Annotated in this window: 22 protein-coding genes and 3 pseudogenes; 23 read left to right on the top strand and 2 right to left on the bottom strand. The window is 46.6% G+C overall.

Going from position 1 to position 22493, the window contains the following annotated elements; genetic code table 11:
• Nucleotides 1-146 precede the first annotated feature (146 nt).
• The 6 genes from MOTHE_RS07860 (at nucleotide 147) to MOTHE_RS12865 (ending at nucleotide 4185) form a co-directional block, all read left to right on the top strand.
• Nucleotides 147-617 carry a hypothetical protein gene (locus MOTHE_RS07860; protein ID WP_011393125.1) on the top strand — a complete coding sequence of 157 codons (471 nt, stop codon included), beginning with the start codon at nucleotides 147-149 and terminating at the stop codon, nucleotides 615-617.
• 3 nt (nucleotides 618-620) lie between these two features.
• Nucleotides 621-1448: a sensor histidine kinase gene (locus MOTHE_RS07855; protein ID WP_011393124.1), complete on the top strand. Its 828-nt coding sequence runs from the start codon at nucleotides 621-623 to the stop codon at nucleotides 1446-1448.
• Between the two features lie 25 nt (nucleotides 1449-1473).
• Complete coding sequence (locus MOTHE_RS07850) at nucleotides 1474-2211, top strand: LytR/AlgR family response regulator transcription factor (RefSeq protein WP_011393123.1); 738 nt, start codon at nucleotides 1474-1476, stop codon at nucleotides 2209-2211.
• Between the two features lie 58 nt (nucleotides 2212-2269).
• Entirely contained in the window at nucleotides 2270-2902 is a 633-nt protein-coding gene (locus MOTHE_RS07845; protein ID WP_011393122.1) for an accessory gene regulator ArgB-like protein, read from the top strand.
• Between the two features lie 7 nt (nucleotides 2903-2909).
• Nucleotides 2910-3032, top strand: a complete 123-nt coding sequence (locus MOTHE_RS12870) for a cyclic lactone autoinducer peptide (RefSeq protein WP_080996780.1) — start codon at nucleotides 2910-2912, stop codon at nucleotides 3030-3032.
• Nucleotides 3033-3375: 343 nt separating this feature from the next.
• The gene (locus tag MOTHE_RS12865) at nucleotides 3376-4185 is read left to right on the top strand and encodes a hypothetical protein (protein WP_011393121.1); all 810 of its coding nucleotides are present in this window, start codon (nucleotides 3376-3378) and stop codon (nucleotides 4183-4185) included.
• Between the two features lie 598 nt (nucleotides 4186-4783).
• Here MOTHE_RS12865 and MOTHE_RS07840 read toward each other — a convergent pair.
• Nucleotides 4784-6029: pseudogene (locus MOTHE_RS07840) on the bottom strand (IS110 family RNA-guided transposase).
• Between the two features lie 1402 nt (nucleotides 6030-7431).
• Here MOTHE_RS07840 and MOTHE_RS07825 point away from each other — a divergent pair.
• From MOTHE_RS07825 to MOTHE_RS13305, 9 genes and pseudogenes are all read left to right on the top strand, one after another.
• On the top strand, nucleotides 7432-8046 hold the full coding sequence (locus MOTHE_RS07825; RefSeq protein WP_053094880.1) for a SurA N-terminal domain-containing protein: 615 nt from the start codon (nucleotides 7432-7434) through the stop codon (nucleotides 8044-8046).
• Nucleotides 8047-8382: 336 nt separating this feature from the next.
• On the top strand, nucleotides 8383-8505 hold the full coding sequence (locus MOTHE_RS13480; RefSeq protein WP_162490067.1) for a cyclic lactone autoinducer peptide: 123 nt from the start codon (nucleotides 8383-8385) through the stop codon (nucleotides 8503-8505).
• Nucleotides 8506-8930: 425 nt separating this feature from the next.
• A complete protein-coding gene (locus MOTHE_RS13140) occupies nucleotides 8931-9542 on the top strand; it encodes a hypothetical protein (RefSeq protein WP_069590025.1) in 612 nt (203 codons plus the stop codon).
• A gap of 5 nt (nucleotides 9543-9547) precedes the next feature.
• Nucleotides 9548-9784: a hypothetical protein gene (locus tag MOTHE_RS07820; RefSeq protein ID WP_025772953.1), complete on the top strand. Its 237-nt coding sequence runs from the start codon at nucleotides 9548-9550 to the stop codon at nucleotides 9782-9784.
• A 284-nt stretch (nucleotides 9785-10068) separates the two neighbouring features.
• A pseudogene (locus MOTHE_RS07815) lies at nucleotides 10069-11314 on the top strand (IS110 family RNA-guided transposase).
• 213 nt (nucleotides 11315-11527) lie between these two features.
• The gene (locus MOTHE_RS12855; protein ID WP_080996779.1) at nucleotides 11528-11650 is read left to right on the top strand and encodes a cyclic lactone autoinducer peptide; all 123 of its coding nucleotides are present in this window, start codon (nucleotides 11528-11530) and stop codon (nucleotides 11648-11650) included.
• Between the two features lie 281 nt (nucleotides 11651-11931).
• Nucleotides 11932-12375, top strand: coding sequence for a DUF4878 domain-containing protein (locus MOTHE_RS07810; protein ID WP_162490066.1), 444 nt, complete (start codon nucleotides 11932-11934; stop codon nucleotides 12373-12375).
• Between the two features lie 53 nt (nucleotides 12376-12428).
• Entirely contained in the window at nucleotides 12429-12812 is a 384-nt protein-coding gene (locus MOTHE_RS13135; RefSeq protein ID WP_158499108.1) for a hypothetical protein, read from the top strand.
• 81 nt (nucleotides 12813-12893) lie between these two features.
• The gene (locus MOTHE_RS13305) at nucleotides 12894-13046 is read left to right on the top strand and encodes a hypothetical protein (protein WP_158499107.1); all 153 of its coding nucleotides are present in this window, start codon (nucleotides 12894-12896) and stop codon (nucleotides 13044-13046) included.
• A gap of 56 nt (nucleotides 13047-13102) precedes the next feature.
• On the opposite strand, the pseudogene MOTHE_RS07805 reads toward MOTHE_RS13305, so the two are convergent.
• A pseudogene (locus MOTHE_RS07805) lies at nucleotides 13103-14279 on the bottom strand (IS3 family transposase).
• Nucleotides 14280-14650: 371 nt separating this feature from the next.
• On the opposite strand from MOTHE_RS07805, the gene MOTHE_RS07795 reads away from it, so the two are divergent.
• From MOTHE_RS07795 to dsrM, 8 genes are all read left to right on the top strand, one after another.
• Entirely contained in the window at nucleotides 14651-15340 is a 690-nt protein-coding gene (locus tag MOTHE_RS07795; RefSeq protein ID WP_081354232.1) for an IS1634 family transposase, read from the top strand.
• A gap of 682 nt (nucleotides 15341-16022) precedes the next feature.
• Nucleotides 16023-16643, top strand: a complete 621-nt coding sequence (locus MOTHE_RS07790) for a lytic transglycosylase domain-containing protein (RefSeq protein ID WP_053094877.1) — start codon at nucleotides 16023-16025, stop codon at nucleotides 16641-16643.
• Between the two features lie 215 nt (nucleotides 16644-16858).
• A complete protein-coding gene (locus tag MOTHE_RS07785) occupies nucleotides 16859-17350 on the top strand; it encodes an RsbRD N-terminal domain-containing protein (protein ID WP_011393113.1) in 492 nt (163 codons plus the stop codon).
• A gap of 2 nt (nucleotides 17351-17352) precedes the next feature.
• Nucleotides 17353-18978 (top strand): sulfate reduction electron transfer complex DsrMKJOP subunit DsrK, encoded by a 1626-nt coding sequence (gene dsrK, locus MOTHE_RS07780; protein ID WP_011393112.1) that lies wholly within the window; start codon nucleotides 17353-17355, stop codon nucleotides 18976-18978.
• Nucleotides 18968-19366, top strand: coding sequence for a sulfate reduction electron transfer complex DsrMKJOP subunit DsrJ (gene dsrJ / locus MOTHE_RS07775; protein ID WP_025772948.1), 399 nt, complete (start codon nucleotides 18968-18970; stop codon nucleotides 19364-19366). The genes dsrK and dsrJ overlap by 11 nt, the downstream gene beginning before the upstream one ends.
• On the top strand, nucleotides 19366-20142 hold the full coding sequence (dsrO, locus tag MOTHE_RS13905; RefSeq protein ID WP_011393110.1) for a sulfate reduction electron transfer complex DsrMKJOP subunit DsrO: 777 nt from the start codon (nucleotides 19366-19368) through the stop codon (nucleotides 20140-20142). Before dsrJ ends, dsrO begins: the two co-directional genes overlap by 1 nt.
• Nucleotides 20143-20165: 23 nt before the next feature.
• Nucleotides 20166-21323, top strand: a complete 1158-nt coding sequence (gene dsrP, locus MOTHE_RS07765) for a sulfate reduction electron transfer complex DsrMKJOP subunit DsrP (RefSeq protein ID WP_053094876.1) — start codon at nucleotides 20166-20168, stop codon at nucleotides 21321-21323.
• 48 nt (nucleotides 21324-21371) lie between these two features.
• On the top strand, nucleotides 21372-22364 hold the full coding sequence (dsrM, locus tag MOTHE_RS07760; RefSeq protein WP_011393108.1) for a sulfate reduction electron transfer complex DsrMKJOP subunit DsrM: 993 nt from the start codon (nucleotides 21372-21374) through the stop codon (nucleotides 22362-22364).
• Nucleotides 22365-22493: the final 129 nt, after the last annotated feature.

Below are 22493 nucleotides of genomic sequence, written 5' to 3'. Positions count from 1 at the left end.
AGAGAAAGTTAAACCGCCGAAAAATCTGGACGTAAGGCGTTTTATCCGTCTAAAACCGCATTGTGTCTGCCGAAAACCGCATTTCGTCCTGACAGAGCAGGAAAGCCCCCCCTGGATCAAGAATACTAAAAGGAGCGCTGGAGCACATGGATAAGATGCCCCTTATTAACCTGGTCCTGCAATCATTCCCGGAAAGTGTGCTTTTGTTGCTTTTTGGCACCAGCTTATTTAAGTGCCAGCCGGATAGATTTAGATTGCTGGCCGGGGCGGCTATTTCAGCGTTATGTTCGGACCTTATCCGCCGGCTCCCCTTTCCCTATGGTATTCACGCTCTCGTCGGCGTTATTGTCCTGACTCTAATTTTTAAATTCTTGCTGGCTATGAGTTTTTACCAGGGCTTTGTGGCCTCCCTGACAACCCTGGCCACCCTGGGCGCTATAGAGATACTCTTGCTGCCCCTCGAAACATCCATCCTGGGGTTAGAGCGTTTTAGCGAAGCCTGGCCCCGGCCTTCGCTCCGTATTTTTATGGCCGTACCGGAGCTGGCCATTTTGGCTCTGATTACCTATAGGATTTATAGAAACAATATCTGTGGTCGTGGACATCGAGGTGATTAGATAATGGGCAGACAAAATACCAATTATTGGATTTTAATTATCCTGCTTGGCCAGACTTTTCTATTAAATATAGCGGTGCAAAACCTCCAGCTTTCCCCGTATGCCGGTATTCAGCCCATCACCCTGGGCGCCAACCTGGTTAGCCTCTCCTTCTACTTTATGACCCTGCTGTTAATCAAAAAATTGTTGGATATAAAGGAGCAACAAAAGCTTTTAGGGCAAAAAGAAAAGGAAATGGACAGCCTGCAAAACCTTCTTCGCACCGTGCGTGCCCAGAGACACGATATTATCAACCACCTGGATACCGTGTATGCCCTGCTCTCCCTTGGAAGAGAGGTGCCGGCTAGAGAATATACCGGCCAGTTGGTCCAGGTGGCGGCCAATACAAGCCATTTGCTGCGGTTGGAGCAACCGGTCGTCGCCGCTTTTTTACAGAATAAAGCCAGCCAGGCTATGGCCAGGGGAATAACCTTCTATATCGATGTGCGTGCAGACTTAAAAGGGCTAAAGGTTAAGCCCTATGCCCTTGTCACCGTCCTGGGCAATATCCTGGAGAACGCCATGGAAGCTGTGGAACCGCTACCTGGGGAACAACGTCTTATCCAACTAGATATATCCAGATCTGAGACGGGATATATCTTTAGTATCAGCAATTCGGGGCCTCCCCTGGACTCGGCCATGAAAGAGGCTATCTTCCGGCCCGGCGTATCCACCAAAGGGCTGGACCGGGGGTTAGGCCTGGCAACAGTGTGGGAGATGGTAATAAGTCATGGTGGCACTATCGAAGTAGAGACTGATCCGGTAACTTTCCGGGTGAAGTTCCCGGTATGAAGTTGCTTATCTAAGGGGTGGCATTATGCTAACGGGCATTATTGCTGATGACAATGAAATTGAAAGGTTGTATTTCTGCAAGCTACTGGAAGAAACTAATGAGGTTAAAATTTTGGCTGAAGCTCAGGACGGCTTGACGGTTTTAGATCTGGTTACCAGGTTGCGGCCGGACATTGCCTTTCTGGATATCGAAATGCCGGGGCCCAACGGCCTAGAAGTAGCCCGGGAAATTCTTACCTTAGCGCCCGAAACCTTAATTGTCTTTTTCACTGCCTATCGGGACTTTGCCGTGGAAGCCTTTGCCCTAAACAGTGTTGATTATTTGTTGAAACCCTTTGACGCTTTCCGGGTCAGGAAAACCGTGGCCAAAGTCCAGGAGAAGCTGGCAGCCCGGGAAGTTATAAAGAAACCTGGTGGCGGGAGGCTAGACAAACTGGCAATCAGAAACAAGGGCAGGATATTCTTAATTAATCTCGACGAGATCATTTTCATAGAAAAGAGCGGGAAAAACACCACCATAATCCATACAGATCGAAAGGACTTCCATACGCCTCAAACCATCGCCGAACTGGAACAGCAACTGGCGAGGCATAGTTTTTTCCAAAGGGTTCATAAATCATATTTAATCAATTTAAACATGGTTGAAAGTATTAGCCCTTTTGGCGGTAACTCCTTTATCGTTAAGTTTAGCGGTTGTAAAAAAGATGCTATTATTAGCAGGGGCAATATAGATTTAGTCAAAAAGCATCTAAAAATAAGCTAATAGGTTGGATACGTAGGTTGGATACTTACTTTGTTATAGCAAAGGATCTGGACAAAGAGTGATCCATAACCTCTCCCTGCGGCTGGCAAAATTTTTCGCTTTTAACGGTGGCATGGATGCCAGCCGGGTCCCGGTAATCGCCTATGGCCTGGAACTAATCCTGGGACTATTTATCAAACTACTCTTTTTCCTGATTGTTCCTTCCCTCCTGGGCGTTTTACCCCAGACCCTGGCGGCCCTGTCTGCTTCCGCCTTATTTCGTCTGCCTGCCGGCGGCGCCCATTGCACCTCCTTCGGGCGCTGCTTGATAGGGAGTCTGTTAGCCTTTACAACAATTGGCCTTCTGACCAAACTAACAGGGGGATTGGGTCAAGGGACAATGCCGGTGTTTTATATCATAGTGGGTTTGGCCGTTGTGACAACCATTTATCTGGTCCCGCTGGACAACTCATCCCGACCGGTAAAAAAACCAGAAGAACGGCTGAAGATGAAAAAGTGGGCTTTAGGAGTCCTGGCCGGATATGCAATAGTGGCGGCAGTGTTACCATTAGGCCAGGATATCATTTTGGCCGCTTCCCTAGGATTAACAGTCCAGTTGCTTACATTGCTACCCTTGGGACATAAAGCGATGTACTATTTAGACTACCTGTTAATCAAACTTTCTCCTCATATTACACGCGCAGGGAGGTGAAAGTAATATGAAGCGACTGTTCTTTGCCCTGGCTGCCAATCTGGCCGTTTTTGTCGCCCTTTTAGGTGTCCGGCCCACCAGTTGGCTAGCTTGGTACCAGCCGGAAACGCCGCCGGAGTTGCTGAAATAGGTAATTCTCGAGGGGGTAGGGGTCACCTTACCCCTTCAAAACATATAAAAAGCATCACCCCCATATCCCTACATTGCCGGATTTCGTCTGGCAAAAGCCGCATTTTATCCGCAAAAACCTATATTATATCCCAAAGGAGGATCGATTTGGGGAAAGTGGTGGTATAATGGGATCAGAAAAAGAAGGGGGGTGATTTTTATGACTTGAATATTTAAACGTCGTATCAAAAAAATAGATCGGGCTAGCATATAAAACAAAAAAGAAGGGAAGGGTTTCTTTGAACGACTAAATTTATCAATATTGATCTGAACACTAAAAACTTTAGAAGGGTGATATATTATTAATGAATAAACGATTTTTAGTTATTATTTTGATTTTGACTTATCTTTTTTCCGCAACACTTCCAGCTCAAGCTAATGATAATTTCATCAAACAGCCGAAAAATTTTAGTGAAGAATTGAAACAAAAAATATCTGCATGTAAAAATAACAAAGAAAAAGAGCTGCTTAAGCGAACGTTAAAAATGCACGAAATCACGGACGCCGAAGTTAAAGAAAGCATAAGACAATATATGGCTAATAAGCCAAAACCTGATATTACTTTAGAAGGTGACGTAGATGTTTACTTAGGTAGAGATTGTAATTTTTATGCTGCTAGCGCAGGAAACCATGGTGGTAGCGGAAATTATTATGCAAATTTTAATACGTCCAATAACCGCAATCTGGTAGGCTGTTGGTCTATAGGAACAAGCTCATCAGCTTGGGCTTGGGTAGGCAAAAGTTTTAGGGTTAATGGTACAGGTTCGCAAGTAGCTTTCTTTTCTATAGAAGGATATTACGGTGCATTTCTTCAAAGTGCAGACTATGGGGCTTCAACTGGAGGAATAGATTTTAAACTATATGATTATACTGCCGACACTTGGGTTGATAGTGCTCAAGTGGCCTTCCTATATGCTCCTGCTAGCGGTGATGCAAATGTATACAATGTAAATTATTCTAAACCGAATGCTTTCCAGGCTACCCTTCAAGCCGGCCATGAGTACCTTGTTCTACTTCAAACTGAAGGTTATACTCATTTAACAGGAACCTTTGATTCTTATCATGAGACAAGTGGAGAATATAGTGATTGGTATCGTATAAAAGTGGATTTTTAAACTTAAATACACATAACATATAGAGGGATTTTTATCCCTCTATATGTTATGTGTGCGCCCGGCATGGGCGCTAATTTGGTGGTGAAAGTTCACTGCAGGCGAGGCGGCACCAATCTTTTAGCCCAAAGGAAAGGATGTCCATCGCGAGATAGGACCCGAAGGAAGCTAAAGGCAAAGGCCTGTGGAACAAGAACCTCATACTAAGCTAAAGCGTCCGGATGAGCTGGCACAACACAGCGAAATCCAAGATTGCAAAGGAACGGTGGAGCATAGGGGGCGGGCGGCGAAGATTAGCGCTGTTACCCGGGCGGAGACCCATCAGATGTAGGTGTTGCCGGATAAGCTATGAAAGCTGGTAACCTGGCCGGGGGGCCCGGCTGAACCGGTAGAGATTAACAAAGGTTTATAGTACCTTGAAGACCATGAACCGTAGGGGAAGGCCCCAATATAAAGTTAGCAAGAAAATAGCCCTAATCAAGTGATCTTTACCAAGTAAATGTGCCTGCCAGGCAGGGCGTAAAAAGGCAATAACAAGTTAGCAGATGCATGAACTTGCATCAGCCGGGTTAATCCTTCTTCCTTCTGGAGGGTGTAACTGTTAAACGACCGAATTAACTTCCCTTATCTCAAGCCCCAGCTTCCGGGCCTCTGCAATAATTTTTTTGATCCGAAACCTTTCTTGCTTTTGTTTGGCTTTCTCAAATGAAGTCTCGTCGTAGTCTGTACCGTTTTTTAGTAAGTTGTAAATGATCACCAGGAGCTTTCTGGCTAGAGCGATAAGGGCTTTCTTGGCCCCGCGGCGTTGCTTGACCTTCCAGTACCAGGACGATAAATAGCTGTTGCGTACTCGGGTGATGCACCAAGCAACTTCGCAGAGGATTCGCTTTAGATAGGTGTTACCGTGGGTGGTGCGAGTGGACTTTTTTTCCTGCACTTTCATTATTGCCGGGACTTAAGCCCGCCCAGGAACAGATATGTTCCGCAGTTTTAAAGCGGCTCATATCAATGCCGATTTCCGCCAGAATAGCGGCGGCAGCGGTTTTGTCAATCCCCGGGATGCCGTCTAGTTGCTCCAGTTGTCTTTGGTATTGGCCCAATTTTTCCTCCAGCTTTTGCTCTACCTGGTGAAGATGCTTGTAGTGCTGATCCAGCCAGCCCAGCAAAAGCTTGAGGAACTCCCTTTGGTGAACATCCATTTTGCCATTGACAGCCTGCTTGATTTCCTGGAGCTTGCACTTGGCACGACCCTTTACTAAAGTCTCTACTTCCCGGGCGGATATCTTCCCATGACGGCAAAGGTGATCCATAATCGCCCGGCCCGATACCCCGAAGATATCGGTGAGGAAAGTGGAGAGCTTGAAACCGCAGCTTTGTAAGTGCTTTTCGATGCGGTTCTTTTGCGACGCAATCTCTTCGATAATACTTTTGCGGTACCGGGTTAGATTACGGAGTTCCCGGATAGGTTTGGAGGGAATAAAACTTCCTTCCAACAATCCGGCGCGCAAGAGGGTGGCTATCCATTCGGCGTCTTTCATGTCAGTCTTTTTACCGGGAACGTTTTTCATGTGCCGTGCGTTGGCAACAATCAAAACTATACTGCCGTCAAAGGCTTCTTCCAGGACGTTATATACAGGCTGCCAATAAACCCCGGTGCTTTCCATGGCCACATGCCGGCAGTCCTCCGCTTCCAGCCAGGCTTTCAGTTCTTCCAGTCCGGCCAGAAGGGTGGAAAAGGTGCGGATAATTTTTGTCGGTTCCTCGCCAACATTGCCTTTTAATAGGCAGGCGACGACAGTTTCTTTGTGGACATCGAGACCGCAACAGATTTCCAGGATGTCTTGCATGAGCTTCCTCCTGCCTCATTGGATTTCAGGGATGATTGCCCGAGAAAGTAAGAAGTTTAGCACCCGTGCTGTTCCCAAGTCCTTAAGAACAAGGGGCGACAATTGGCTGTGCTCAAAGGCAATCAGGTTAGGTTAGAGTCCGAGGTTATACCATCAAAATATACTCAACCTTTGTCCCTGATAAGTCCAATGTAGCAGAAAATCAGGCCGTTGTAATCACTTCTTCCTATTTTCATGATTGGTTGTGCCCCACTGGGCATGGCCGGTTAGAGGGGAAAACGATAGGTTCGCAAGAAGGATAGAAACAGCACGGGGGAAGGGGTTATGGGAAGTATCAGCAACTTCCTACAGGAGCGGTTGAAGCTCAAAATTAATGAGGAGAAGAGAGCGGTAGACCGGCCATGGAAGCTGAAATTTGGACCTACATGTTCGGTGGTGTGAGGGGACGTAGGCTAGCCACCCCATCCTCCTCGATTAAGTTTAAGGAGTGAATATAGTGGATATCTTTATTTTGCCTATTATATTTATAGGTATTTTAATTTGTTACAAACACATGCACTATAATAACCTCTACCGTTATGGAATGAGTTTTTTTATCTTACTTGCTATTTCACAAGTATTTATGTCAATTCCACAGTTAGTATATAATCTTAACAAATCATTGAACCCCCAATTATTTATTATGAATACCTCTCTATTAGTAAGTAATATATTAATTATTACTGCTTATACGATACTTGTTTTAGGTTTTTTGTTCTTTAAAGACAACAGGGGTGATTAATCCATGGGCTTAGTTTCAAATATTGTAATTTTGATTTTAACATCTTGGGGAATATATGTTTGTTATACTCGCATTAAAAATAATATCATTTATCGATATGGCATAAGGTTTTTTATGCTGGTGACAGTTTCTTATATCATAAAGCTAATTATTTACTTTAGTATCCCTAAATTAGGCTTATTTCTTAGAGGAATAGATGTTTCCTATTCCAATATCGCTATGATAATCTTTTTAATAAAGCTGCCAAGTATTTTATTTCTACTTGTTGCTTTTATAGTTCTTATTGTTGGTTTTTATCGTTACATGAAAGCTTAAGTTTCTACTTCGCCAGCGGTCAGATGACGGGCACTTCCTCATCTATGCGACTGTACATCTTCTGCAGTCAGGCTTATTCGAGGTTGCTGAAGAACTGCAAAAGGATATCCTCTTCTCCGTGGTCCCCCTCTTCAACCTGGAAGTCGATCTTCTCTACTACGAGGACCGATATTATTTCTTAAATAGTTTATTAATAAGTGAGGGCCTTTAGTATGAAAAGCAAAAAGTGGTTTATTTTGTTAGGATTTACCCTAATAGCGTTATTATCTTTTTATGGCTGTACTCCATGCAAATGAGGATGCTAAAATGAAAAAAGCAGAAGATATAGGGTTAGCTTATAAAAATGCAGAAAAAGCAGACGAAGTAGTGGCCTACGTTAATAATATACCTATTACGGCTGGAGAATATTTAGCTACTTATGCAAGCGTCCAAAATAATTTTGCTTTATTGCAGCAAGACGCCAATAAATTGGGGCTCAAAGGCAAAACGATGGTAGATAACACAAGTAAATTATTAAATAAATATTCACCTGGTACAATAGCTTTAGCACAACAATTAGCAGATACCGCTGCTTATAGCGAAGCAATCAAAAAAGGTCTATTAAAGAGTGATCAAGAGGTACAAGATTACATTCAATCCATACGCAAAATGGAAGAATCGAATCCCGAGGCACAAAAAACAATTCAAATAGTTGGTGAGTCTCGTTATTTTGATCAGGTACAGCCGAAATTACTTAAAAAAGGATTGACTATTGGAGCTCTTAAAGCTCAAGTGATATCGGAGCAAAAAGACTGGACCCAATATAAATATAATCTAGCAAAAAACGCTGAATTAAAGGTTGTGAATAACGAATTGATAACCTCAACTAAAGAAGAGGCTTTGAAATACCTAAAAGAAATGCAAGATGTTTTTAAGCCTTAAAGTTCGTTGACTTATATATACAAGTTTCGGTAATATCAAAGAGGTTACTTAACAACGAAAAGGTGGGATAAAACCTATCTTTTCCTATCAAAGTCATTGGCCCGGACAACTCATCGGCTGGTAAAAAACAGAAAAACGGCTGAAGATGAAAAAGTGGACTCTAGGAGTCCTGGCCGGATATGCAATAGCGGCGGCAGTATTACCGTAGGCCAGGATGTCATTTTTGCCGCTTCACTGGGATTATCCCTCAAGTTGCTTACATTGCTACCCCAGGGACATAAAGCGATGCACTGTTTAGATTGCATTATATTACCCGCGAAGGGGGGTCAAAACAAGATGAAGCGCCTATTCTTTGCCCTGGTTGCCAACCTGGCCGTCCTTGTCGCTCTTTTAGGTGTCCGGCCCACCAGCTGGTTGGCCTGGTACCAGCCGGAAACGTCGTCGGAGTTGCTGAAATAGGTAATTCCTGAGGGGGTAGGGGTAGCCTTACCCCTTCAAACTATAAAAGGTATCACCCCTATATCCCAACGTTGCCGGATTTCGTCTGGCAAAAGCTGCATTTTATCCGCCGAAACCTACATCATATCCCAAAGGAGGATTGATTTGGGGAAAACGGTGGTATAATGGAATCAGAAAATAAGGGGAGTGATGCTGTTGGGTGCACTACAACGAGCTAGAAAAGCTAAAAGGAGGTAACAATTTTGGTAATTCGACAAGCACAATCAGGTGTATGGTTCTAAAATCTATGTCAACCTCCAAGTTTTTTAGCACTCAGCGTGTGTGAGCTTCTTTGAAGAGACAGATAGGGAAAACCATGCTTTTGGTTGTTATGAAGAGTAAGGATAACATATTTCCTATTTTTGAAGAATAAGGAGGGAATCAATATGTCTAATCGACAAAGGTTCTTAACTCTAATGATGTTTCTGGTTTTGTTTTTTACATTTTTAACTATTGCTAACGCATTTCCAAACGAACAATTAACGATTAATGAGCCTATTAAACCCGTGTTAGAAATTGATAATAAAAACATAAAGATCGATCTAATAAAGACATATATTATAAAACAAAGAGATGAAGAAGGCAGAGAATGGACAGATAGAGTTGCTCGATATAAAGTAACTATCTTACAAGATGATAATAGTGTACAGAATAAGGCGACAACTCTACCTCTAGATGCATATGTAGAATCTGTAATAGGGACTGACGCTTTCTACAATTATATAAGGTATTACGGGACGTGCTATTCTAATATTCCAGTGACTATAAATATGACCGAGGCTTTATTATGGTGGTCAGGCAGCGGCTGGCTAACAGAGCAACAACAACCTACTTATACTGGGTCAGGAACTGCAATTGCAACTCCAATTTATCTCTTTAGATGGCCTACTCTGGGAATATGGAGGAGTAGGAATGTATTTTATCTGATGTCTCCAGGTTACCCCCCTCAAAGTGGTTCGGCTTATTCTCCTGATTTATCTGTTGCACCAGAGGCATAAGTAAAATGGATGAACTGAAGCCGCCAACGATATCGTTTATAAAGAAAGAAAAGATAAGTGAGTTACTAAATTATTTCACGCAAGAAGAAGCTGATATACTAAGGATGCGCTACGGCATAGGTCAGCCAGCAATGCCAATTTATAAGATAGCCAAGGTTAAAAATATGAGTGTCACACAAACCAAATTGCTGATAAGAGATATTGAAAAAAAATTAATTAAACAATTACGAACCAGTAGGTAGGGCCCTATTTCAATCTGACCGGCCATGCCCAGTGGGGCACAACCAATCATGAAAATAGGAAGAAGTGATTACAACGGCCTGATTTTCTGCTACATTGGACTTATCAGGGACAAAGGTTGAGTATATTTTGATGGTATAACCTCGGACTCTAACCTAACCTGATTGCCTTTGAGCACAGCCAATTGTCGCCCCTTGTTCTTAAGGACTTGGGAACAGCACGGGTGCTAAACTTCTTACTTTCTCGGGCAATCATCCCTGAAATCCAATGAGGCAGGAGGAAGCTCATGCAAGACATCCTGGAAATCTGTTGCGGTCTCGATGTCCACAAAGAAACTGTCGTCGCCTGCCTATTAAAAGGCAATGTTGGCGAGGAACCGACAAAAATTATCCGCACCTTTTCCACCCTTCTGGCCGGACTGGAAGAACTGAAAGCCTGGCTGGAAGCGGAGGACTGCCGGCATGTGGCCATGGAAAGCACCGGGGTTTATTGGCAGCCTGTATATAACGTCCTGGAAGAAGCCTTTGACGGCAGTATAGTTTTGATTGTTGCCAACGCACGGCACATGAAAAACGTTCCCGGTAAAAAGACTGACATGAAAGACGCCGAATGGATAGCCACCCTCTTGCGCGCCGGATTGTTGGAAGGAAGTTTTATTCCCTCCAAACCTATCCGGGAACTCCGTAATCTAACCCGGTACCGCAAAAGTATTATCGAAGAGATTGCGTCGCAAAAGAACCGCATCGAAAAGCACTTACAAAGCTGCGGTTTCAAGCTCTCCACTTTCCTCACCGATATCTTCGGGGTATCGGGCCGGGCGATTATGGATCACCTTTGCCGTCATGGGAAGATATCCGCCCGGGAAGTAGAGACTTTAGTAAAGGGTCGTGCCAAGTGCAAGCTCCAGGAAATCAAGCAGGCTGTCAATGGCAAAATGGATGTTCACCAAAGGGAGTTCCTCAAGCTTTTGCTGGGCTGGCTGGATCAGCACTACAAGCATCTTCACCAGGTAGAGCAAAAGCTGGAGGAAAAATTGGGCCAATACCAAAGACAACTGGAGCAACTAGACGGCATCCCGGGGATTGACAAAACCGCTGCCGCCGCTATTCTGGCGGAAATCGGCATTGATATGAGCCGCTTTAAAACTGCGGAACATATCTGTTCCTGGGCGGGCTTAAGTCCCGGCAATAATGAAAGTGCAGGAAAAAAAGTCCACTCGCACCACCCACGGTAACACCTATCTAAAGCGAATCCTCTGCGAAGTTGCTTGGTGCATCACCCGAGTACGCAACAGCTATTTATCGTCCTGGTACTGGAAGGTTAAGCAACGCCGCGGGGCCAAGAAAGCCCTTATCGCTCTAGCCAGAAAGCTCCTGGTGATCATTTACAACTTACTAAAAAACGGTACAGACTACGACGAGACTTCATTTGAGAAAGCCAAACAAAAGCAAGAAAGGTTTCGGATCAAAAAAATTATTGCAGAGGCCCGGAAGCTGGGGCTTGAGATAAGGGAAGTTAATTCGGTCGTTTAACAGTTACACCCTCCAGAAGGAAGAAGGATTAACCCGGCTGATGCAAGTTCATGCATCTGCTAACTTGTTATTGCCTTTTTACGCCCTGCCTGGCAGGCACATTTACTTGGTAAAGATCACTTGATTAGGGCTATTTTCTTGCTAATCATTTTGTTCCTCTTGGTAGGCCTTTGCCCTAAACAGCGTTGACTATTTGCTGAAAGTGAAAACAGGATGGAGCACCTGTTTTTTGCCCTGGCTGCCAACCATGCCGTCTTTGTGGCTCTTTTAGGTGTCCGGCCCACCAGCTGGATGGCCTGGTATCAGCCGGAAACACCACTGGAGTTGCTGAAATAGGTAATTTGAGGGGGGTAAGGGTAGCCTTACCCCTTCAAAACATATAAAAAGCATCACCCCATATCCCTATATTGCCGGATTTAGTCCGGCAAAAGCCGCATTTTATCCGCTGAAAACCACTTTATATCCCAAGAGAGCCTCGAACTGGCGAAACTGGTGTTATAATGAGATTCGGATAAAGAAAGGGGCTGATTTTTATAACCTGAATATTTAAACGTCGTACTAAAAAATAAACCAGCCATATAAACCAGTATCATAGATAGAAAGGTTAGGTGTTGATTATGAGTATCTCAAAAAGGATTATTGGTCTTTCTGGTATGGGGTTACTTCTTATAGCTTTATTAATTGGGATTGCCCAGCAGTCTTTTGCTTCGCAAAAAGTTGAAGATGCTGCCAGGGATACTGTTACTAAAGTTTTTGATGCAGCTATATCAGGCAATTATGAAACCGTACTAGAGTATACAATTGATGAACGTCATCCTCAAATGACGAAGGAGCAAAGGCGGCAAAATATTATTGATGAACAAAAACAGTCAAGCCAGCTCAGGGTCAATAGATATGATATTCTTTCTGTGGAAAAAGTTAATGATAAAAAAGCCTATGTAACCGTAAAGGTATATAGTCCTAAAAATGAACTTACAGTAAAATATCCCGTTTTTTATAATGGAATAAAATGGGTTATAGATATAACAAACTCAATTAGCATTAAAGATAATGGGATGTAAGGTCTTTATATAAATCAAATATAGCAAGAGTTATAGTGGCCCTTTTTATATGTATGATAATTGCTACCCCCATAGCTTTTGCAGGCTACTTAGTGACTCAATACTCTTTTACATGGAAAGGCGATGATTATGCATCTAATCCATATAGATATAGTAGTAATTTCTATATAAATAGTAGTGTGGCTTCAGTTACAGGATGGCAGTATAGTATGAATATGCCTGGAGCAATTATTAGTTATGCGATTGGAGAAGATAGATGGTTTACAGTAAATCCGATCACGCCATATCAGCAAGTTTCAGGCGACTACCTCACTAATAATTGGTTCTCGCCATTACATTTTATAAATATTCCGCAAAATACCAAGTTAGCTCTCATAGCACAACAAGATACTAGTAAAGAATTAGCTGCTGGTGGGAATGTTTATGATGGATATTAAGAAGTTTATCAAAATGGTATAGTCTTAATTATAGTATCAAGAGAGATTTGTCCACTTGATAACTGAAAAGGAGTGAATTTAATGCCAGCAAAAGTTTACGGTTTAATTGGTTACCCTAGTACGTGGCAGATTATAGGTTTTGCCTTTTTAAATGTCTTGGTAGGATTTGTTATAGGATTTTTCCTAGGTAGGAAATCAAAACCGGGGAATCATTCAGGTGATAAAAGGGACTAAATATTCATCGGGTCGGATGCAGGGACTGGACTTCCCCCGATAAATAGGACACCAACTTAAGCCACTTTTATGAGGTTCTCATAGTTTTTCTCGAATTCTTCCGGTGTCTCATACCCGAGAGCTGAATGTAACCTGAACCGGTTATAAAAAACCTCGATGTACTCAAAGATTTCCAACTTGACTTCTGCCCGGGTTTTAAAACGGCGATGATATACGAGTTCCCTCTTCAATGTTTTGAAGAAACTTTCCATAGGGAGTTGTCCCAACAATCTCCCTTGCGGCTCATGGAACAGATAAAACCATATTGCCGCAGCAGTTGCTGATAATCGGAGCTCGCATACTGGCTGCCGCGGTCGGAATGGATGACCAATCCACGGCCGGGACGACGGTTGGTGACGGCCTTCTGCAGGGCCTCAATCACCAGTTCCCGGGTTAGATATTTCTGGATTGAATAACCTGCAATCCTTTTAGAATAGAGGTCCATGACCGCCGCCAGGTACAGCCAGCCTTCTTCGGTAGGGATATACGTTATATCCGTTACCCATCTCTTATTAGGGCTGCTGGCGGTAAACTCCCTGTTTAAGATATTTTCGGCCACCGGCAGATTGTGCCTGGAGTCGGTGGTAACCTTGAATTTGCGTTTTTGGATGGCCTGGACCCCCGCTTCTCGCATCAGTCGTTCGACCCTCTTTTTGCTGCAGTGGATACCCTCCCTGCCCAGCTGCTTTTGTATACGGGGACTGCCATACGTTTTACGGCTCTTGTTGTAGATATTCAAAATCTTTTCTTTGATAATTTCATCCTGGCTCCGGCGTTGGCTTACAGGCCTTTTTAGCCAGCGGTAATATCCTGTCCGGGACACCTTTAAAACTCGGCACATCGTCTCGACACGGAAAGTTCCCGTGTGCTCCCGGATAAACCGATACTTCATTTCGGCATTTTGGAGAAGATGGCCACAGCTTTTTTTAAGATATCCCGTTCCTCCTGGGCTATCGCCAGCTCTTTTTTCAGGCGGCGGTTTTCCTCTTCAAGATCGGTACCGCGCATCTGCTTTCCTATACCGGGAAAGGCGCGTTCTCCATACTTTACCTGCTCTCTTCGCCACCTGTTGAGAATGCTACTGTTGATCCCCAGGTCCCGGGCAATCTGGCTGGTAGTTTTGCCGCTGGTGCGGCATAGTTCGACGGCATTTCGCTTGAATTCTTCATCATATTTTCGTCTGGAATCCCCCATGGACACAACGCCTCCTTGCTCTGATTATACACTCTTAACTCTGTGTCCTACAAATCGGGGGAGGGTCAGACTAATCAAAAAGCTTCATAAACGTTCTATAGGTGGCATATGTACGTCGTTGAAATAACGGGCTTCGCCAGTCAGAACCTGCCTTACGCCCTTGACAAGTTAATATTTTCGCTATGCAATGCTAGTGAGACACACGCCCTCGAGGAAGCCGAAGCCATGGCAGAGCTGTTACTGCCACTATATACCCCATCTTCCGCACCCTGTGAGCAACCCCAAAATAATTTTATAGGAGTTTTACAGGGTACAGGAAGAAATAAAAGTAGAGGGAAACTTCTAACCAGGAATTTCAAACTACGTGTCGAATCGCCAGGTTATGTGACGTCCTGAAGATAGCAGAAATCATTGATGCCGTAGTCGAATGGGACCCGGCCCAGTGCCATCTTTCCCCGGGAAATCGGGTTAAGGCGCTGATCATTAATCTTCTGGTAGACCGGGAGGCCCTCTATCATGTGGAGCGCTTTTATGAGAACCAGGACCTGGAGGTTTTGTTTGGAGCTGAGCAACAGGTCCGGCCTGAAGATTTAAACGATGATGCCCTGGGCCGGGCCCTGGATAAACTCTTCACCAGCGGCCAGCTGAAGAAGTTGTTCTCCAGCATTGCTTTAACTGCCGCCGCCACCCACAACGTGCCCATTGAAGGCATCCATGTGGATACCACCTCTATATCCGTGCATGGCGCCTATGAGGGCGAAAGAGATTTAGACATCACCTTCGGTTTTAGCAAAGATCATCGCCCCAACCTCAAACAATTTCTCATCGGCTTGACCGTAAATAGAGATGGGTTGCCCATTTTGGCTCAGAGCTTGGACGGCAATAGCAGTGATAAGTCCTGGTACCCCAGGTTATCGAGGAAGCAAAAAGACTGGACACAATATAAATATGATCTAGCAAAAAACGCTGAATTAAAGGTTGTTAATAACGAATTGATAACCTCAACTAAAGAAGAGGCTTTGAAATACCTAAAAGAAATGCAAGATGTTTGTAATCCTTAAAGTTCGTTGGCTTATATATACAAATTTCGGTAATATCAAAGAGGTTACTTAACAACGAAAAGGTGGGATAAAACCTACCTTTTCCTATCAAAGTCTTGGCCCGCACCGCGTTCAGCTATATTATGGCTTACCATATTAGACAATAAAATATAAAGAATAAAAAGGGGTATGGATGAAGTGCCTGTTTTTTCAGTTCTGATAGGTTGGCCAAGTATTTTAGGGTCGCTACTATTATCATTACTTGGGATTATTCGTCGCCATCACTTATTTGCCTTTTCTGGAGGGATAGTTAGCCTTGGATTTGCATGGTTTTTAACTGGTTCGCCAGATATATCTTTTAAATTTGTAGGATACTTTTTACCCCTATGCCATTTTGGTATAGCCTTGGCAATTAAGCAATGTTTAACATCATGCTTTCCATGGCTCCTCCTTATACCTCAAACGATCTTTATATTATATTTGCTTTTAATATTACATTAACCCTACCTAGTTCCCCCAGAAAAACTCAGGACTAAAAGATTTAGCATTTCAGTAATGACATTTTCAGTCTGCTTACAGGGTGACAATATCACAGTCCGGTAACAGGCTTTAAGGCCTGCTTTTTTATGACCGGATACTAGTTCAAACAGCCGTAGAGATGGCGATTATGATATAATAAACTGAAGAAAGGGGAGAAAGTGTTATGAATATCGAAACCCTGGCACCGGTAATAGCTGCCTGGGCGAAAATGCAGGCAACTTCTGCCAGCTTGGCTAACGAGAGCAAGCAAAGCTTCAATACCATTTTTCTCCTGGCTCTCCTGGCCCAAATGGAACCTGACCGGGGCCTAACCCCCGCCGGGCCAACTACTGCTGCCGGTCGCCTGGCGGACGGGTCTCAGGTGGATAGAACCGGAGCTCCCGCACCTTCTAATACGAGCCTTGAGACTTTAATCAGCGAAGTGGCTGCCAGGTACGGTTTACCAGCGTCGCTTCTCAAAGGAGTAGTCACGGCGGAATCCGGCTTTAATCCCCGGGCCGTTTCTCCGGCCGGGGCCATAGGCCTCATGCAACTCATGCCGGCTACAGCCAGGGCCCTGGGGGTAAATGACCCCTTTGACCCGGCGGCCAATCTGGACGGCGGCGCCCGTTACCTGAAACAAATGCTGGACCGCTTCCAGGGAGATATCCGTATGGCCCTGGCGGCGTATAATGCCGGTCCCGGAGCCGTCGAGCACTACCGCGGTGTACCTCCTTACCGGGAGACCCGGGCATATATTGATAAGGTCCTGACCGCGGCCCGCAAATTTGAGAGTTTAGTTTGAGAAAAAAAATTATGCCGGCAGCAGGATTTTTGAGATAAATAGCGAACTAAATTTATAAATACCAAAAATGTACCTACGGCGACGAAAGGTTATGACTCTATTTGTGAAAAAGGGGCTAATGGCATACATAGTACATAGGAGTAAACAACATGACTACCCCGGAAAGATTTTTTAAAAGTTAAAAAGGCGTGGTCGGCGTGAAATTGGAGGAGTTTTTGGCGAATAAAAAGACCGCCGTGGTAAACAGGTGGTTTCAGCTCCTGGCGGAGGAGTATCCCCCGGAAACGGCCCGCTTTTTACTGCGGGAAAAGGACCAGTTTGCTAATCCGGTGGGCCATACCATCCAGGAGGCCGTTACGGGCTTGTTTGATATCCTCCTGGAGGGAGGAGAAGCCGGCAGTGCCTCGAGGTACCTGGACAGCCTGCTCCGTATTCAGGCGGTCCAGGATTTTCCCCCTTCCCGGGCTATCGGCGGTATTTTGCACATAAAGAAAATCATCGGCGAGGAGCTGGCAGGCGAAATCAGGGCGGCCGGAATCCACCCGGAAGAGATACGCCTCTTTGCCTCCCGGGTTGACCGGCTGGCCCTAGCCGCCTTTGACATCTATATGGCCTGCCGGGAGAAGCTTTATGAGATCCGGGTTCAAGAAGTAAAAAACCGGATCGCCAGATTACTGCAAAAAGCCAATCTCCTTGAGAAGGTGTGAAAATGGCAGCTATTCCTAAACCTGAGGAATTAGTAAAGATAAATTACCGGCCTCCCCGGACGGGGTGGATGGATACTCCGGTGCAATTCCGGCGGGGCAACTACCTATACGCCGCTAAACCCAAGAGCCTGGAAGTCGTCGGCCTGCCCAATCCCAGGGAATGGTCGCCGGAAGACGAGGATTGGAAACTACCGGAAAACTGGCAGGAGATTATCCTGGAAGGTCTGCGGGAACGCCTGGGACGCTTCCGCTCGCTGCAGGTTTTCATGGATATCTGCGTCCGCTGTGGCGCCTGTGCCGATAAATGCCATTTCTTCATCGGCACCGGCGATCCCAAGAATATGCCTGTCCTGCGGGCCGAGCTCCTGCGCTCGGTATACCGTCGCGACTTTACTACCGCCGGTAAGCTCCTGGGAAGACTCGTCGGCGCCAGGGATTTAACGGTCGATGTCCTGAAGGAATGGTTCTACTACTTTTTTCAGTGCACCGAGTGCCGCCGCTGCTCCCTCTTCTGCCCCTACGGCATTGATACGGCGGAAATCACCATGATCGGCCGGGAACTCCTCAACCTGGTCGGGTGCAATATCGACTGGATTGCTTCTCCGGTGGCCAACTGCTACCGCACCGGGAACCACGTCGGCATCGAACCCCACGCCTTCAAGGATATGGTGGAGTTCTGTGTCGACGAAATCGAAAACATAACCGGCATCAGGGTGGAACCTACCTTCAACCGCAAGGGGGCGGAGGTGCTCTTTATCGCCCCTTCCGGCGACGTTTTCGCTGACCCCGGGACCTACACCCTCATGGGCTATCTTATGCTCTTCCACGAGATCGGCCTGGATTACACCTGGAGTACCTACGCTTCCGAGGGCGGCAACTTTGGTATGTTCACCTCCCACGAAATGATGAAGAGGCTCAACGCCAAGATGTACGCCGAGGCCAAACGCCTGGGGGTGAAGTGGATCCTTGGGGGCGAGTGCGGCCACATGTGGCGGGTCATTAACCAGTATATGGATACCATGAACGGCCCGGCCGATTTCCTGGAAGTGCCCGTTTCCCCCATCACCGGCACGAGGTTTGAGAACGCCAAATCAACCAAGATGGTCCATATCACCGAATTTACGGCGGACTTGATCAAGCACAATAAGCTAAAACTGGACCCCAGCCGCAACGATAACCTGCGGGTTACCTTCCATGACTCCTGCAACCCGGCGCGATCCATGGGGCTTTTTGAGGAACCGCGTTACATCATCAAGCATGTCTGCAATAATTTCTTCGAGATGCCCGAGAACACCATCAGGGAAAAGACTTTTTGCTGTGGCAGCGGTGCCGGCCTTAACGCTGATGAATATATGGAGATGCGGATGCGGGGCGGCCTGCCCCGGGCCAATGCAGTAAAGTATGTTCACGAAAAATACGGCGTTAATATGCTGGCCTGCATCTGTGCCGTGGACCGGGCCGTCTTCCCGGCCTTGATGGAGTACTGGGTACCCGGGGTTGGAGTCACCGGCGTCCATGAGCTGGTGGGCAATGCCCTGGTAATGAAGGGTGAAAAAGAGAGAACGACTAACCTGCGGGGTGAACCCTTGCCCGGCAAAGAAGGGGCGGTAGATGGCGATGTATCGTGATGCCCGTTATATCATAACCGGCCTGGTGATCTTTGTGGGTTTGATGACCTTCCCCTTTTGGTCCAATGCCGGCCGGGCCGCCCCGGCGCCGGCACCAAACCTGGATACCCCAGCTATCCGCCAGTTACCCGCAAAGCAGTGTATCGAGGCTACCCAGTATATGCGCGCTTACCATATGCAGTTGTTGAATGATTGGCGGACCCAGGTGGTCAGGGACGGCAAGGAGATCTATGTCGCCAGCGATGGGAAACAGTATACCATGAGCCTGGAAAATACCTGTTTCCAGTGTCATAGCAATAAGGCCGAGTTTTGTGACCAGTGCCATACTTATGCCGGGGTAGAGCCGGACTGCTGGTCCTGTCATATCGAGCCAAAGGAGAATAAGTAATGGAAACTAGCAGGAGGAACTTCTTAAAACTGGGTGGCGCCTGGGCCCTGGGGCTCGCCATCCTGCCGGCGGTTAAGGGGTTCGCGGCCAACAATCCGGAACACCTGGTTAATCCGAAGGCCATGGCCGGTAAAAGGTGGGGCCTGGTCATCGATATGCAGAAGTGCTGGCCCCGATATCAGGCAGGTTGCCGCAGGTGTTTCGATACCTGCAGGCGGGAGCACAACATTCCTGATATCGGTAACAAGAAAGAAGAGATAAAGTGGATCTGGACGGAACCCTACGGGGATGCCTTCCCCGACCAGCAACACGAGTTGATGGCAGAGGACATCAAGAATAACCCCTTTATAGTTCTCTGCAACCACTGTGACAAACCGCCATGCGTGCGGGTCTGCCCCACCAGGGCAACCTTTAAACGCCAGGATGGTATTGTTATGATTGATTATCATCGCTGTATCGGTTGCCGTTATTGTATGGCCGCCTGCCCATACGGGGCCAGGAGTTTCAATTTCCGGGACCCCAGGCCCTATATTAAGGAATTGAATCCTGCCTATCCCACCCGGGAAAAGGGCGTAGTCGAAAAGTGTACCCTCTGTGTCGAGCGGATTGATACCGGGTTGCCGCCGGCCTGCGTCGAGGTCTGCCCGGCAAAGGCCATAACCTTTGGCGATCTGGAAGATCCCAGTTCGGAGGCAAGACAGCTTCTGAAAAACCGGTATACCATCCAGCGTAAACCCGAACTGGGCACCCATCCCAGTATTTACTATATAGTCTAGTCATTTGCGAGGGAGGGGGAGAAATGATTGCCAGGGCTTTTAACGGCAGCAAAAGGTACTGGAGCTGGGTAGTATTCCTGCTAGTCCTGGCCGGCATAGGGTTCGCCTGTTACCTGGTCCAGTTCAACCGGGGCCTGACAGTTACCGGTATGAGCCGGGACGTTTCCTGGGGCCTGTATATTGGCCAGCTAACCTTCCTGGTAGGGGTGGCCGCTTCGGCAGTAATGCTGGTGCTGCCCTACTATCTTCATAATGTCAAAGCCTTTGGGCGTATTACTATCCTGGGGGAGTTCCTGGCGGTGGCCGCCATCATCATGTGCTTACTCTTTGTTTTCGTCGACCTTGGGAAACCCATGCGCCTGCTGAACATGATCCTCTACCCGACCCCCAACTCCATCCTCTTCTGGGATATGGTTGTGTTAACTGGTTACCTCCTTCTCAATATTGTCATCGGCTGGACCATGCTGGAAGCGGAATATAAGACGGTAGCCCCGCCAAAATGGGTTAAGATTTTGATCTATATATCCATCCCCTGGGCCATCAGCATCCATACGGTTACGGCTTTTCTTTACGCCGGCCTGCCGGGGCGCCATTACTGGCTGACAGCCATTATGGCCGCCCGCTTCCTGGCCTCGGCCTTTGCCTCGGGTCCGGCCCTGCTGATTGTCCTGTGCTTCATTATCAGGAAGGTCAGCAAGTTTGACCCCGGCCGTGAGGCTATCGACAAGCTGGCAGCCATCGTTACCTATGCCACCATTATCAGCGTCTTCTTTGTGGGCCTGGAATTCTTCACTGCCTTTTATAGCCAGGTTCCGGCCCATGGTATGGATAGCCTTATCTATCTCTTTGCCGGCCTGGATGGCCATGCTAAATTAGTTCCTTTGATGTGGCTGTTTGCCGTCCTGGCTGTAATAGCCCTTGTTTTGCTAATCAATCCCCGCACCCGGAACAGGGAGGCTACCCTGATAGCCGCCTGCGGCGCGGTATTTATCTCCATGTGGTTGGAAAAGGGTATTGGTTTGGTAATCGGCGGCTTTATTCCCAACGCCTTCAACCGGGTGACGGAATACAGCCCTACTCCCCTGGAGATGTTGATCACCCTGGGTATCTGGGCCGTCGGGGCCCTCATCCTGACTTTTCTTTATAAAATTGCTATTGCGGTTAAAGAAGATTTGCTTTAAGGGCAACCGATATCATCGGGAGCATTACACAAAACGAGGGATCGGTAAATGGGCATTACCATTTCTTTGCTAGTTATTGCCGCGCTCCTTTTTATCGTTATCCTGGGTGCAGGGGTTTTCCACCTGTATTTTCTCTTCGGGGTGGTAGTCCCCTACCTGGCCATTGCTACTTTTTTATTGGGGATCATTTATCGCGTCATCAAGTGGGCCCGGGTGCCGGTACCCTTTCATATTCCGACAACGGCCGGGCAGCAGAAATCCCTGCCCTGGATTAAAGCCAGCACCTTCGATAACCCGGCCACTGCGGCAGGCGTTGTCGGCAGGATGGCCCTGGAAATCCTTTTCTTCCGTTCCCTTTTCCGCAATACCAAGTTTGAGCTGCACGAAGGGCCCAAACTCACCTACCACTGGGAAAAATGGCTCTGGCTGGCGGCCCTGGTTTTTCACTGGTCCTTTTTCATCATTTTTTTTAGGCACCTGCGGTTTTTCACCGAACCGGTTCCCGGTTTCGTACCCTTCCTGGAGAGTCTGGATGGTTTTTTACGGGTAGGTGTCCGGGCCCTCTACTTGACGGATATCGGTATCCTGGTAGCCGTTACCTATCTCTTCCTACGGCGGGTTTTTATCCCCCAGGTACGTTATATCTCCCTGCCGGCCGACTATTTCCCTCTCATGTTAATCTTCGGCCTGGCATTTTCGGGGATATTAATGCGCTACTTTTACCGGGTGGACGTTACTGCGGTGAAGGAACTGACCATGGGGTTAGTTACTTTGAAACCCAGCGTGCCGGCAGGGGCGGGGTTGCTGTTTTATATCCACCTCTTCCTAGCCAGTGTCCTGGGGGCCTATTTCCCCTTCAGCAAGCTTATGCATATGGGCGGCGTCTTTCTCAGCCCGACCCGCAACCTGGCCAATAACAGCCGGGCTTACCGGCACATCAACCCGTGGAATTATCCGGTCCCGGTCCACACCTATGCCGAATACGAGGATGAGTTCCGGGACAAGATGAAGCTCGCCGGTTTGCCGTTAGAGAAAGAATAGGTATATCACGGATCGTTCGAGATTTATAATAACATTTTCACTGTATATAAAAAACGACTTGACACCAGGGAGAAGGAGGTGTTAAGTTTAACCTGAGTTCTAAAAAGAGCTTTCACAAATATAAACTTA

It is taken from the genome of Moorella thermoacetica (assembly GCF_001267405.1).
Classification (GTDB): domain Bacteria; phylum Bacillota; class DSM-521; order Neomoorellales; family Neomoorellaceae; genus Neomoorella; species Neomoorella thermoacetica.
The sequence above is the reverse complement of the archived record's forward strand: the minus strand, read 5'-3'. Positions and strand labels throughout refer to the sequence as shown.

What these genes read in the sequence shown, in the direction of transcription:
- MOTHE_RS12870 (WP_080996780.1), top strand. Translation starts at nt 2,910, where the DNA reads ATGAAGCGACTGTTCTTTGCCCTGGCTGCCAATCTGGCCGTTTTTGTC.
- dsrM (WP_011393108.1), top strand. Translation starts at nt 21,372, where the DNA reads ATGGGCATTACCATTTCTTTGCTAGTTATTGCCGCGCTCCTTTTTATC.
- MOTHE_RS13480 (WP_162490067.1), top strand. Translation starts at nt 8,383, where the DNA reads ATGAAGCGCCTATTCTTTGCCCTGGTTGCCAACCTGGCCGTCCTTGTC.
- MOTHE_RS13305 (WP_158499107.1), top strand. Translation starts at nt 12,894, where the DNA reads ATGCCAGCAAAAGTTTACGGTTTAATTGGTTACCCTAGTACGTGGCAG.
- dsrK (WP_011393112.1), top strand. Translation starts at nt 17,353, where the DNA reads ATGGCAGCTATTCCTAAACCTGAGGAATTAGTAAAGATAAATTACCGG.
- MOTHE_RS12855 (WP_080996779.1), top strand. Translation starts at nt 11,528, where the DNA reads ATGGAGCACCTGTTTTTTGCCCTGGCTGCCAACCATGCCGTCTTTGTG.
- MOTHE_RS07860 (WP_011393125.1), top strand. Translation starts at nt 147, where the DNA reads ATGGATAAGATGCCCCTTATTAACCTGGTCCTGCAATCATTCCCGGAA.
- dsrO (WP_011393110.1), top strand. Translation starts at nt 19,366, where the DNA reads ATGGAAACTAGCAGGAGGAACTTCTTAAAACTGGGTGGCGCCTGGGCC.
- MOTHE_RS12865 (WP_011393121.1), top strand. Translation starts at nt 3,376, where the DNA reads ATGAATAAACGATTTTTAGTTATTATTTTGATTTTGACTTATCTTTTT.
- MOTHE_RS07820 (WP_025772953.1), top strand. Translation starts at nt 9,548, where the DNA reads ATGGATGAACTGAAGCCGCCAACGATATCGTTTATAAAGAAAGAAAAG.
- MOTHE_RS07810 (WP_162490066.1), top strand. Translation starts at nt 11,932, where the DNA reads ATGAGTATCTCAAAAAGGATTATTGGTCTTTCTGGTATGGGGTTACTT.
- MOTHE_RS13140 (WP_069590025.1), top strand. Translation starts at nt 8,931, where the DNA reads ATGTCTAATCGACAAAGGTTCTTAACTCTAATGATGTTTCTGGTTTTG.
- MOTHE_RS07850 (WP_011393123.1), top strand. Translation starts at nt 1,474, where the DNA reads ATGCTAACGGGCATTATTGCTGATGACAATGAAATTGAAAGGTTGTAT.
- dsrP (WP_053094876.1), top strand. Translation starts at nt 20,166, where the DNA reads ATGATTGCCAGGGCTTTTAACGGCAGCAAAAGGTACTGGAGCTGGGTA.
- MOTHE_RS07825 (WP_053094880.1), top strand. Translation starts at nt 7,432, where the DNA reads ATGAAAAAAGCAGAAGATATAGGGTTAGCTTATAAAAATGCAGAAAAA.
- MOTHE_RS13135 (WP_158499108.1), top strand. Translation starts at nt 12,429, where the DNA reads ATGATAATTGCTACCCCCATAGCTTTTGCAGGCTACTTAGTGACTCAA.
- MOTHE_RS07790 (WP_053094877.1), top strand. Translation starts at nt 16,023, where the DNA reads ATGAATATCGAAACCCTGGCACCGGTAATAGCTGCCTGGGCGAAAATG.
- dsrJ (WP_025772948.1), top strand. Translation starts at nt 18,968, where the DNA reads ATGTATCGTGATGCCCGTTATATCATAACCGGCCTGGTGATCTTTGTG.
- MOTHE_RS07855 (WP_011393124.1), top strand. Translation starts at nt 621, where the DNA reads ATGGGCAGACAAAATACCAATTATTGGATTTTAATTATCCTGCTTGGC.